The organism is Algiphilus sp. (assembly GCF_023145115.1).
GTDB lineage: Bacteria > Pseudomonadota > Gammaproteobacteria > Nevskiales > Nevskiaceae > Algiphilus.
The window spans coordinates 80,489-92,431 of the sequence record NZ_JAGLEJ010000006.1; the positions used below are offsets into that span (position 1 = coordinate 80,489).

Genomic DNA, 11,943 nt, shown 5'->3' on the forward strand with positions numbered 1-11,943 from the left:
CGGCCGCGTCAGCCGTAGAGCCCGGGCAGCGGCCCGGCGCCGTGGCCGGTGTAGCCGAAGCGTTCGATGGGAATCCCCACCGCGTTGGCGATCGAGACCAGCAGCTTGGCGTGGGTCTCGCCATCGCCGTCGTGCGCCGAGCCGTAGTCGAGATAGCGCCCCGTCTCAAGGCCGCCGGCCCGACCGGCCAGCACGAAGGGCATGTTGCGGTGGTCGTGCCGCGACGAATGCCCCAACTCCGAGCACAGGAACACCACGGTGTGGTCGAGCAGCGTGCCGTCGCCGTCCGGCTGCGCATCGAGTGCCCGCAGCAGATAGGCGAACTGCTCGGTGAACCAGCGCTTGTAGCGGACGAAGTTCGCCGCCGAATCGAGGTTGCCGGCATCGAAGTGCGACGAATCGTGATGGCGCTGGGTGGCGCCGGTCTCGGGCTCGAGATGCGCTGGGCTGACCGGATGCGACCACTGCAGCGACACGCTGCGCGTCAGGTCGCAGCCCAGCGCCAGCACGCCCAGATCCATCTGCAGACGCCCGACCTCCGCGAACTGGTCGTCGCGGTTGTAGTACAGCGGATAGCTGTTGTAGCCGTCCGGCATCGACCAGCCGGCGCGGTTCCAGTCCGGCTGCCGGCAGGCACCGGCGCTGCCCTGGTCGGCCGAGACGATGCGGTTCTCGACCTCGCGCAGCGCATCCATGTGCTGCTCCAGCTTCAGGCGCTGCGTCTGGCCGAGCCGGCTCTGGAGGCGCCCGAGATCGTCGACCGCGGCATCGAGCACCGACAGCCTGCGACGGTTGGCGACATCGGCAACGCCGCCCGGCGGCCCGAACAGACGCTCGTAGGCCGACAGCGGATTGTCCTCGGGCGACACCGGCTGGTTCGCGCCCAGGTAGGACATGTGGTTGGAGCCGCCATTCTGGTGATTCGACGCCACCCCGAGATGGATCGAGGCATGCGGCGTGCGGTCGCGGTAGTACTGGCCGACGAAGACATCGAGCGAGACATCGCCGGTGGCGGTCAGCACCTTGGCCATGCCGCCCTCGTGCGTCGAGCCGCCGGCGTACATGTTGAGGCCCTCGAGGAACACGCAGTGCTGCTGCACCGCGGCCAGCGGCTCGGTCATCGCCGGCAGCGCGAAATCGTGCGTGCTGCCGCTGGGATGCCAGAGCGACGGCGCGCAGCCGTCGGGGATGTAGACGAAGAGCGCGCGCATCGGCGCCGCGCCCTCCTGCGCCAGGGCGGCGCGATGCAGCAGTGCGGACAGCGGCAGCGCCGTGCCGGTGCGCAGCATGCCGGCGAGGAAGCCCCGGCGGGTGAGGATCGATCGGGTCACGCGTCACCTCCGGCACGGCGGCGCACGAAGCTGGGGTGCGCGATGTGGTCGAGGATGAGGTCGCGCAGCACGAGACCGCCGTCGCGGAACGACGCCGTCAGCGCGTCCAGCGTGCACTGGTCGGCGGCGCCTTCCTCGTAGCCGCGCGCGTAGCGGTAGTACTGGCGAACCGCGCAGTCCTGCGCCACCGGGCTGTCGGCAAGCAGCGCGCCGAGCTCGCGCGGCCCCGCGAAGGGATCGCTGGTGCCGGTGCGGAAGCCCTCGATGTCCACCACCTCGCCGGAAGCGTCGACGGCCAGCCCGTTCTCGCGGTCGCGATAGTCCCCGACGCCGTCGTAGCGCTCGAAGCCGAAGCCGACACCGTCGATGTACTGGTGGCAGCTCGCGCAGTTGGGATCGTCGGTGTGCTGCGCGAAGCGCTCGCGCGTGGTCAGGCTCGGGTCGAGTCCGGGCGGGGTGGTGTCGACATCCTGCGGCGGGTCGGGCAGCTCCTGGCACAGCAGCCGCTCGCGCACGAAGACGCCGCGCTTGATGGGTGACGACTCGTTGGAATGCGCGTGGCTGGCCACCACGGCGCCGAGCGCGAGCAGACCGCCGCGCGTGCCGTCCGCCGCCGGCTGGCGCGCGAAGGCGGGGTCGCCGGTGGCGCCGGGCTGCCGGTAGAACGCGCGCAGCGCGCCGTTGAGGAAGACGTAGTCGGCGGTGTGCAGCTCGCGGAAGGAGCCGTCCGGCGCGTCGAGGAAGACGTGGTTCACGAAGCGCGCCAGCTCCTCGGCCATCGCCTCGCGCACGTCGTCGTCGAAGCGCGGATAGATGTCGGGATCCTTGAACTGCTCGAGGATGCGGTAGGCCCCGGTCCACTGCCCCGCGAAATCCGCGATCTGCTCGCGGGCGCGCGGGTCGGCGAGCATGCGCTCGGCCGCGTCGCGCCTGCCGGCCGCGCTCGCCAGGTCGCCGGCCGCGGCGGCGTCGAGCAGGGCGTCGTCGGGCATGCTGCCCCAGAGCAGATAGGCCATCGCGGTGGCCGTCTCGTAGCCGTCCAGCACGTGGAAGCTCCCCGCGGCGTTGCCGAGCTCGGCGCGATAGAGGAAGTGCGGCGAGGCCAGCATGGCGCGGATCACCATGCGCACGGCCGTGTCGAAGTCGCCGTCGGTGAGCGCGTCGCGGTCCAGCGCGCGGTAGGTGTCGCGCTCGGTCGCGGTCAGCGGCCGCCGGAAGGCGCGCCGGCCGAAGCGGTCGATGAAGGCGTGCAGGCAGGCCTCGCCGCTGCTGCAGTCGCCGAGCAGCGCGCCACGGCGCTCGGCGACGGCGCGCTCGGCAACCGCGGCACCCGCTGCCAGATAGGCGTCGACGTGCCGGCTGGTGACCACCGCGACGTCGGCATTGTTGTCGTAGCCGCGCACCCGTGCCTCCACCGGGAAGTCGTCGCTGAAGCGGCCGTCGAGGCCGGTGAGATCCCGGATGGTGCGGTCGTACTCGCGCCGGGTCAGCAGACGCAGCGTGCGCGGCGCCGGCGGCCGGTCGGCGCAGGCCAGCGGTTCCCCGTCGTCGAGCGGCTCCGGTGTGCCGCCGTCGCCGCCTCCGCCGCTGCCCGCGCCATCGTCACCGGCGAGCACGCAGCCGTCGGCGACGAGGGCGATGTCCGCGGGCAGCGTGTTGGCGCCGTCGTGTTCGCCCTGGAAGCCGAAGCTGACCTCGCTGCCGTCGGCGATGGTCGCGTTGTAGCCGGCGTTGCGCGCGCGGACGTCGGCGCCGGACTGCGTGAGCTCGGTGTTCCAGTGGTTGGTCACGCGCTGGCCGTCGGCGAACCCGAAGCGCACTTCCCAGCCGTCCACCGGCGCACCGCTGAAGTTCCGGATGACGGCCTCGGTGACGAAGCCGGTGTTCCAGTTGCTCTGGAAGCGCATGGTCACCGAGCAGGTGGCATCCCGGGCGGGCGTACCGCCGGCCCCGGCATCGCCGTCATCGCCGTCATCGCCGTCATCGCCGTCCGATCCGTCGCCACCGTCGCCGCCGCCACCACCGCCGCCGTCGGCGACTTCGGTGGTGAAGCCGGCGAGGATGTAGTGCGCGACGTCGCGGGCGCAGTCGTCGCGGCATGCCGCCGCATTGCCCATCGGCATGGTGCCGTGGATCCTGGCGACCAGCGTGTCCGCGCTCGCGCAGCTCGGACAGGCCGGCGCCGTCATGGCGGGTCCCACGCCACCCTCGCCGGTCGGCCCGTGGCAGGACCGGCACTGCGCGTCGTACTGCGTGCGACCGTCGACCAGATCGGCCATGCCGTCACCGCCACCACCCGCGCCGCCCCCCGCACTCCCGCCCGCATCCGCGACCGGCGGCTCGCCGCCGCCATCGCCGCCGGCGGTGCCGCCCGAGTAGTCTCCGGAACAGCCCGCCAGCGCGAGCAGCGCCGCGATCAGCGCGTGCCTTCGGGCGGACGACAAGAACGACAGAACGGGGAGACGGGGCATGACGACAGGATCGGGAACGGATTCGGCGGTCGCGCGCGATGACCGCAATGTAGCGGCATCGGACGCTGCAAACATCGGGCCACGGCGCCGTTGTCGTGTAGGCACATGCCCACAGGCGACGGACACGGAATCGTCACATTCCGATCACAAGCGCTCGCTAGACTCCCGCGGCGCTGGCGCCCCCGCCCGCACGGGCCGGGCCGAGCCTACGGATGGGTCGGCAGCGCGCGGCCTTCCGTGCCCGCGCGCAAGACGACGTTCACTGACGTGCCGGAGTTGCACGATGTTCCAGTTTCAACGGCCGCATCCACGGAGGGTCCGGGCCGCCCGCTTCTGCACGCACGCGACGGTGCTGTTCTCGGCCGCGCTGATGGCTGCCTGCGGCGGGGGTTCCGGGAGCGCCGACCCGGCCGACCCAGCTGACCCGCCACCGGGGCCGCCGACACCGCCGCCGGCGCGCGCGCTCGAAGTCGCCGTCTCGGTATTCGGCGACGGCCAGGTCACTGCCTCGCCACGGCGCAGCGAATGCTTCGACGACTGTGCTTTCGACTTTCCGGCCGACGGCGATGCCCGCCTGCGCGCGGTTCCGGCCCGCGGCTGGGTATTCGAGAGCTGGAGCGGGCGCTGCGAATCGGTCGAAGGTGCGGTCTGCAGGCTGCCCGCGGACGGCGCGCACGGCGTGGTCGCCACCTTCAACCGCGCCCCGATCGACTACAGCGCAGCACGCTGGCGCGGCGGCGATCTGCACACCCATTCCGATCACAGCTCCGACGGCAGCCTCGGCCGCCAGATCGCCGACGACGCCGCCCCCGGCAACATGCCGGTGGCCGACATCGTCCGCCTGGCCGGCAACGTCGGGCTCGACTGGCTGCCGATCACCGACCACCGCACCTACGATCACCACTACGATCCGCAGTGGACCTCGGACAGCGTCCTGCTGATCCCGGGCGAGGAGGCCAACGGCCGGCCGCACGCCACCGTCCACGGCGCCGTCGACATGATCGACCAGAACGCGGACGTCGAGGGCGCCGCGCGCAGCCGCGTGGTGCAGGAATCGATCTGGCTCGCGCACAGCCAGGGTGCGGCCTGGGTCACGGCGCATCCCGACCGCGACCTGATCGACGACGACGGCACTATCGACCCGCGCGCCGACGCCGTGGGCATCGATCTGGTCGAGGTCTGGAACCGCGCCGAGAATCCCGAGGCCGAGATCGCCTACGCCGAGAACCGCTGGAACGCCGGCTTTCGCTTCGGCGTCGCCGGCGCCAGCGACAACCACTTCAAGGAGCTCTGGGCGCTCGGCGGCACGCCGGCGCGGCCGCGCACCGAGGTGCTGACCGACACGCTGAGCGAGCGCGCGGTGGTCGACGCGCTGCGCGCCGGCCGCACGCATATCCACGCCCGCGGTGCCGGTGCGCCGCGCACCGTGCTCGACGCCGACTTCGACGGTGACGGCGCCTTCGAGGTCCAGGCCGGCGAGGAGGTCTTCGTGCCCGCTGGCACCAGCGGCGTGCTGCGCGTGCGCACCGACAACGCGCTGGGCAGCCGCGTGCTGGTCTACGCCAGCCCGGGACGCAGCGCCGGCCCGATCGCGCGGGCCAGCGTCGTCACCCCCGGCACCCACGAGCTCACCGTCGATGTGACCACCGGCGACACGCCGCAGTGGTACCGCGCCGAAGTGCGCAGCATCGGCCTCGCCGAGCCGTCGAGCCTGGTGTTCGGTCTGGTGCTCGGGCCCGCCGAGCTGGAGAACGTCTTCCAGGAACTGCTCGACCAGCTGCGCGCGCTGACCTCGCCGATCTTCGTCTCGGAAGCCCCGGTGACGCCCGAGGGCGACGCACTGCCGCCGGCCGACACCGGCCGCGACGACGGCGCGGAGTACGCCCTCGGCCGCCGCGGCGCCTTCGCGGGCTTTCCGGACGCCGCCTTCGTCGCCGGCAGCGACGCGCTGCATGTCGTCGGCGAGCACCACGACGCCACCACCACCCGGGTGCACTACACGCGCCGGGATGGCGGCGGGCGCTGGTCGCCGCCACGGGCTCTCGCCGACTCGGGCAGCGCCCGCTTTCCGCGCATCGCGGCGGATGGCGACACGGTGGTGGCGGTCTGGCAGGACGAGCGCGCCGGCCAGGTGCCGCGGCGCCCGGCCGTCCATCTGCGGCGCAGCGACGACGGTGGCGAAAGCTTCGGCGCCGACATCGCGGTGCGCGCCGTCGACGGTCGCGCCATGCATCCGGACGTGGCGCTCGATGCCGACGGCACCGCGCACGTCGTCTGGCAGGAGATCCGTCCGGGAGCCGCCTTCGATATCTGGCACGCGCAGGTCGGCATCGACGGCACCGTTTCCCAGCCGGTCAACCTCAGCGCCGTGGGCAAGACCGTCTCGGCGGCCTCGCCCCTGGACGCGCGCAGCGCGCACTATCCGGCCTCGGTGCGCCCGGCGGTGGCCGTGGACGAAGCCGGCGGCGTGCTGGTGGCCTGGCAGGACAACCGCTCGGATCCCGACCCGTTGTGGACCGGCCAGGCCGGCAGCGGCGAGGGCACCGACCCGGACAACTGGCAGATCGCGGTCGTGCGCATCGATGGCAGTGCCGGCGAGCCGGTTTTCCTGGGCGCCGACGACGCCGCCGACCGCCACCCGGACATCGTCGTCGACCGCGACGGCCACACCCACGTCGCGTGGGACAGCAAGGCGCTGTCGGCGGCCGGGGTCAATCTCGCCGTGCTGGCGGCGAGCCGCGAAGCCGGTGCCGGCGCCTTCGCCGAACCGGTGTCGGTCAGCGCGCAGCCGGCGAGCAGCGCACGCCAGCCGCGCCTCGGTCTGGATGCCGGCGGCAACGCGCGCCTGGCCTGGTTCGACAGCCGCAGCGCCGACTGGCGCTGGCGCGTCATGCACGCGCGTCACGCCGATGGCGCCTGGCGCGACCCGGCGCTGATCGACGCCCCCGGCAACAACACCTGGCCGGTGCCCGCGGGGCCGCATCTGGTCTTCGCCGGCACGCGCCACGCGCACCGCCTGCAGCGCGACCGCACGCAGCAGATCTTCGCGCTGGCGGCAACCTCGCCGGCGCGCACACGCGCCCGGACGATGGCGCCGAAGCTGCTGTACCCGGACGGACCGCCGCCCGGCTTCGCGCACCACTGCGACCACGCCGCGCATGCGCCACACCCCTACCTGTCCACCTATCGATAACGCTTCGGCGGCCGCGGGCCGCCTCTGGGAGAGCCATGGACCGCCGTGAATTCATCCGCCGCTGCGGCATTCTCACCGGCAGCACGCTGCTGCCGGTCCTGCCGGGCTGCGGCGGTTCCGATCCCTCGGACATGCCGCCGCCCGACGACACGCCGGTGCGCTTCCTGCACGGCGTCGCCTCCGGCGATCCGCTGGCCGACCGCGTCATCCTCTGGACGCGCGTGACGCCCGACGCCGACGGCCCGGTCAACGTGCGCTACCGCGTCGCCACCGACCCGGCGATGACGCAGGTGCTGATCGACGAGCGCGTCGTCACCGATGCCGGCCGCGACTACACCGTCAAGGTCGACCCGGTCGGCCTGAGTCCGGGCACGACCTACTACTACCGCTTCTCGGCCGGCGGCGCCGAATCGCCGATCGGCCGCACGCGCACGCTGCCCGTGGGCAGCGTCGCGCACCTGCGCTTCGCGTTCACGTCGTGCTCGAACTATCCGGAGGGCTACTTCGCGGCCTATCGCCACATGGCGGCGCGCAGCGACCTCGACGCGGTGTTCCATCTCGGCGACTACATCTACGAGTACGGCAGCTCGGGCAACCCGGAGCTCGCAGACGACCGCAGCGCGCAGCCGGCCAGCGAGATCGTCACGCTGTCGGACTACCGCATCCGCCACGCCCAGTACAAGACCGACCCGGATCTGCAGGAGGTGCACCGCCAGCACCCGATGATCTGCGTCTGGGACGACCACGAGTCGACCAACAACTCCTGGCAGGACGGCGCGCAGAACCACACCGAGGGCGACGAGGGCATCTGGTCCGAGCGCAAGACGCACTCCATCCAGGCCTACTTCGAGTGGCTGCCCATCCGCCTGGTGGATCCGGGCGATCCGCAGCGCATCTGGCGCCAGTTCGTGTTCGGCGATCTGGTCGATCTGATGATGCTCGACACCCGGCTCTACGGCCGCGACGAGCAGCTGCCGCTGGCCCTCGGCGGCCCGGCGGTCAACGACCCCAACCGCCAGCTGCTGGGCGAACGCCAGCAGGCCTGGCTGGGATCACGGCTGATCGAATCCACCGCCACCTGGAAGCTGCTCGGCCAGCAGGTCATGTTCGGTCAGCTGCGCCTGCTGACCCTGCCGCAGGTCGAGCTGCTCGGCACGCGACTCACCGGCGAGCTCCTCGCCATCAATGCCGACCAGTGGGACGGCTACCCGGCCGCGCGCCAGCGCGTCTTCGATGCGCTCGATGCCGGCCAGGTCGAGAACCTGGTCGTGCTCACCGGCGACATCCACAGCTCCTGGGGCATCGATCTGTTCCGCGATCCGGGCGCGGTCGCCAATCTGCTCGCCGGGCTCACCGGCGATCCGCTCGACCCGCCGCGCATCAAGGGCCAGGGCGTGGAGTTCGTGACACCGTCGGTGACCTCGAGCGGCTTCCCCAGCGGGACCACCGGACTGGTGCGCAGCCTGTTCCGGATCACCGACCCGCACATCCGCTACTTCGACGGCGAGCGCCACGGCTACGTGCTGCTCGACATCACCCCCGAGCAATGCCAGGGCGAGTGGTGGTACGTCGACAACATCCTCGAGCCCGGCTCCGGCGAAAGCTTCGCCACGGCGCGCTTCACGCGCACCGGCGAAAGCCGGCTGCGCAGCGCCGACGGGCCCAGCGCGCCCAAGCCCGACGCACCGCCGCTCGCCCCCTGATCGGCACCCGCCCGGACGCAATCCCATCGCCATCACAGAGGCAACCATGCACCGACGTCAGTTCTTCCACACCGGCCTGGCCGTTGCCGGGACCTTCGCGCTCGGCGAGGCCTTCTGGAAGCGCGCCTACGCCGCACCGGCGCAGGAAGGACCGAGCCCCTACGGCGCGCTCCAGGGCCCCGACGAGAACGGCCTGTACCTGCCGCCCGGCTTCACCTCGCGCCGGATCGCCGAGGCCTATTCACCGGTGGCGCTGGCCGGCGGCGGCATGTCCAACTACGTGTGGCATCGCGCCCCCGACGGCGGCGCGGTCTTCCCGCAGGACGACGGCGGCTGGATCTACGTCTCCAACTCGGAGGTGCCGATCATCGCCGACGAGTGCCTGGACGCGCCCTTCGACCGCCTCTGCGAGGACCGCGGCGGCGTCGGCGCGGTGCGCTTCGACGCCGAGGGCAACGTCGTGGACGCCTACCCGGTGCTGCAGGGCACCAACAACAACTGCGCCGGCGGCCCCACGCCGTGGGGCACCTGGCTGTCGTGCGAGGAGAACTTCCTCGGCTTCGTCTACGAATGCGATCCGACCCTGCTCAACCCGTCGCGCCGCATCGTGCCGATGGGCCAGTTCAACCACGAGGCCGCGGCCGTGGACCCGGTCGGCCAGCGCGTCTACATGACCGAGGACGCCGGCGACGGCGCCTTCTACCGCTACACGCCGGACAACTATCCGGACCTGTCCCGCGGCACGCTGGAAGTGCTGGTACGCGACGAGGCCGAGCCGGCCGTGCGCCGCAACTACCAGCGCGAGATCGACGAGTGGCTGGCGGCCCACCCCGGCGCCGGCCACGAGGACATCGCCTGGCGCGCGATCATGCCGGAGGTCAAGGAGACCACGCCGGGTCGCGTGCGCTGGGAGCGCGTGCGCAACCCGCTCGGCATTCCGGTGCCGACGCGCTACCAGGTGCGCGAGGCCGCGATCTTCGACGGTGGCGAAGGCTGCTGGATCGACGGGTCGAAGGTCTACTTCACGACCAAGGGCACCAATCGCGTCTGGGTCTACGACACCGTTGCCGAGACCGTCGACATCCTCTACGACATCGCCGACGCCGGCGAGGAGCCGGTGCTGAAGGGCGTCGACAACCTGGTCGTGCACCCCGACAGTCGCGACCTGCTGGTGGCCGAGGACGGCGGCAACATGGAACTGGTGCTGATCACGCACGAGGATCGCGTGGTGTCTCCCTTCCTGCGCTACCCGAAGCCGCACTCCGAGCTCGCCGGGCCGGCCTTCAGCCCCGACGGAACGCGCCTCTACTTCGCCAGCCAGGGCAAGCGCCACACCATCGACGAGGCAACCGGCGAGGAAGTGCGCGGCGAGATCTTCGAGATCACAGGTCCGTTCCGGCAGGGCGCCAGCGACGGTGGCGGTGACGGGGATGGCGGCAGTGACGGCGGTGGCGACGATGGCGGCGTCATCGACCCCATCGGCACCAGCAGCGGCGGCGCTCTCGGCCTGGGCACCCTCGCCGCGCTCGGTGGCGCGGCACTGGCATGGCGCGCGCTGCGCAGGCCCGACGACGAGCGCACTGACGACTGACGCGATGCCCGGTCCCGTGATGCGCGCGCCGCGTGTCCGCCCGCTGGCGGCACTTGCCTTCGGCCTGATGCTGGCGGCGTGCGGCGGCTCCACCGCGCCGGACAGCGCCGCGCCGCCAACCGCGCCTCCGGCGCAGCCGCAGCCATTGCCGGAACCCGATCCCCACGCGGCAGCCAATGCCGAGCACGAACGGCTGCGCGCGCTCGAGGCCGGCTGCTGCGATCGGCACGAGGACGCACCATGAAGCACGACCTCAAGGCACTCGCAGCGGTCGCCGGCCTCGCGCTCTGCGGTTCCGTGTCGGCGGCCGGCATGGCCACGCACGCGCTGATGGCCGATGTCGGCCGCGAGGCCCTGCCCGACGGCGTCATGAAGACCATCCTGACGCAGCATCGGCCGTCGCTGCTCGCCGGCGCCATCCATCCCGACGGTGGCTACGGCAGCGGCGCGGTCTTCCCGGAGGATCGCGAGATGGCCGAGCGCGCGCACTGGGAGGATTTCAACGACGCCTTCATCGCCCACCTGCGCGACATCGGCTGCGCCGGCGAGCTGCGCAACGTGCCGCTGCCGCGCCAGCCCTACGGGCTGCTCGACCTCAACGCGCTCAGCGACCGCTGCGGCAAGCTCATCGCCTTCGCCTTCGGCAACGCCGCCCACGGCCTGACCGACGAGATCTGGGACAGCCTCTTCGAACCGGTGGTGCGCGAGCGCGATCTCGCCGAGCCCGCGGCGAGCCTGGTGCAGCCCCGCGGACACGCCCACGGGCCGAGCTGCCGCAACCTCTTCGGCCCGCCCGGGGACGCGGCCCGCCTGCGCCGCGCGCTGCAGCGCGGCGACGAGGCCGCGGTGCAGCGCGCGCTGTCCTTCGGACCGGTGCCCGGTATCGAGTACGCCATGGACATGATCGCCATCGTCGAGCGGAACCTGCTGCTCGACGCCACGCTGGTGGCCCCGCCGGCGGCTGATCTGGCCGCCGTGCATGCGCGCAATCGTCCCGAGCTCGGCATCACCGCGGCACAGGTGCGTCGCGGCTTCCTGGTGTCGCGCGCCGCGGTGCTCGGCGAACGCCTGATCGCGCCCGTCGAGGCGCCGCGCATGCGCCGGGCCATGCCGTGGGCCGCGGGCAACTACCACATGGCCTCGGGCGGCGTCACCGACTCGGGGCGCATGGTGGCGCGGCTCTACGAGCATCTCTGGGCCAAGCTGACGGCGGACGCGCCGCTGCCCGTCCGCGTCATCGGCGTACACCCGGAGAACGGCGAGCACGACGTGCCCGTCGCCGCCGATGCCGCCGAGGCGCGCATCCGCGCCTTCACCGGCCAGTCCGCGCCCGAGGCCGCCGTCGAACAGCCCGGCGTCATCTGCCTGTTCGACGAGGCCGGCAATCGTGTCCCCGGCGAGACGCGCTCGGGCATCTACGACCCGGAATGGGGCCACGTCATCGACTTCCGCCCCGACGCCGACCTGATGCCGGACCATCGCTACACCGTCGTGGTGACCGACCGCCTCGTCGACCATTTCGGGCTGACGCCGGAGTCGGCGCACTCGTGGAGTTTCCGGACGGCGGCGACGCCCGGCTCCTAGAGACCCGTAGCGCGAGGTTTGCGCGGCAAGCCTCATTGGTTGTATAAGATTTTCGCAAAACCTTATACAA

Annotated in this window: 7 protein-coding genes; 5 read left to right on the forward strand and 2 right to left on the reverse strand. The window is 72.1% G+C overall.

Annotation, left to right across the window (positions count from 1 at the left end; genetic code table 11):
- Window positions 1-8 precede the first annotated feature (8 nt).
- Window positions 9-1,331, reverse strand: coding sequence for a DUF1552 domain-containing protein (locus KAH28_RS02320; RefSeq protein ID WP_290574191.1), 1,323 nt, complete (start codon window positions 1,329-1,331; stop codon window positions 9-11).
- Window positions 1,328-3,802, reverse strand: coding sequence for a DUF1592 domain-containing protein (locus tag KAH28_RS02325; RefSeq protein WP_290574192.1), 2,475 nt, complete (start codon window positions 3,800-3,802; stop codon window positions 1,328-1,330). Before KAH28_RS02325 ends, KAH28_RS02320 begins: the two co-directional genes overlap by 4 nt.
- A 283-nt stretch (window positions 3,803-4,085) precedes the next feature.
- Here KAH28_RS02325 and KAH28_RS02330 point away from each other — a divergent pair, with 283 nt between their 5' ends.
- From KAH28_RS02330 to KAH28_RS02350, 5 genes are read left to right on the forward strand one after another with little or no spacing between them, the layout of a single operon-like run.
- Window positions 4,086-6,995, forward strand: a complete 2,910-nt coding sequence (locus KAH28_RS02330; RefSeq protein WP_290574193.1) for a CehA/McbA family metallohydrolase — start codon at window positions 4,086-4,088, stop codon at window positions 6,993-6,995.
- Window positions 6,996-7,030: 35 nt separating this feature from the next.
- Window positions 7,031-8,698 (forward strand): alkaline phosphatase D family protein, encoded by a 1,668-nt coding sequence (locus KAH28_RS02335; protein WP_290574194.1) that lies wholly within the window; start codon window positions 7,031-7,033, stop codon window positions 8,696-8,698.
- A 46-nt stretch (window positions 8,699-8,744) separates the two neighbouring features.
- A complete protein-coding gene (locus tag KAH28_RS02340) occupies window positions 8,745-10,289 on the forward strand; it encodes an alkaline phosphatase PhoX (protein WP_290574195.1) in 1,545 nt (514 codons plus the stop codon).
- Window positions 10,290-10,293: 4 nt separating this feature from the next.
- Window positions 10,294-10,533 (forward strand): hypothetical protein, encoded by a 240-nt coding sequence (locus tag KAH28_RS02345; protein ID WP_290574196.1) that lies wholly within the window; start codon window positions 10,294-10,296, stop codon window positions 10,531-10,533.
- Window positions 10,530-11,873, forward strand: a complete 1,344-nt coding sequence (locus KAH28_RS02350) for an Ig-like domain-containing protein (protein ID WP_290574197.1) — start codon at window positions 10,530-10,532, stop codon at window positions 11,871-11,873. Before KAH28_RS02345 ends, KAH28_RS02350 begins: the two co-directional genes overlap by 4 nt.
- Window positions 11,874-11,943: the final 70 nt, after the last annotated feature.